Origin of the sequence: Streptomyces sp. P17, assembly GCF_032436805.1 — a bacterium.
GTDB lineage: Bacteria > Actinomycetota > Actinomycetes > Streptomycetales > Streptomycetaceae > Streptomyces.
This window is the reverse complement of the sequence record NZ_JAVRBF010000556.1, coordinates 1-306: the sequence shown is the minus strand read 5'-3', so window position 1 is coordinate 306 and position 306 is coordinate 1. Positions and strand designations below refer to the sequence as shown.

The window sequence follows — 306 nt, the reverse complement described above, 5'->3', positions numbered from 1 at the left end:
CCTAAGTAAATCTTTCACTCGATTAATCTCTTCTTCCAGAGAATTACGAGAGTGCCGATATTCACTAAACAGCCAAGTGATCTTGTTCATAATGCCTCCATCAATAATTCTGCCAATACTCTAATTCAGCCTGAATCTCTTGCTCTCGATAAGCACTATCTTCCAAGGATTTCAGCTCTCGTGTGAATTCATTATCAAAATCTTCTGGTTCATATCCATCAATCACTCCCTCTTTCACAAGCTCTTCATAAGCTGTTGTGAGGTCATGAATGAATTGATGGACGCAATCTGTATTGTCTTCTGACA

1 protein-coding gene is annotated in these 306 nt (G+C 38.9%); it reads right to left on the bottom strand.

Going from position 1 to position 306, the window contains the following annotated elements; all coding sequences use genetic code 11:
* Positions 1-100: 100 nt before the first annotated feature.
* The coding region (locus RMT89_RS42095) for a hypothetical protein (RefSeq protein ID WP_315889036.1) at positions 101-306 on the bottom strand (206 nt) is incomplete at its 5' end.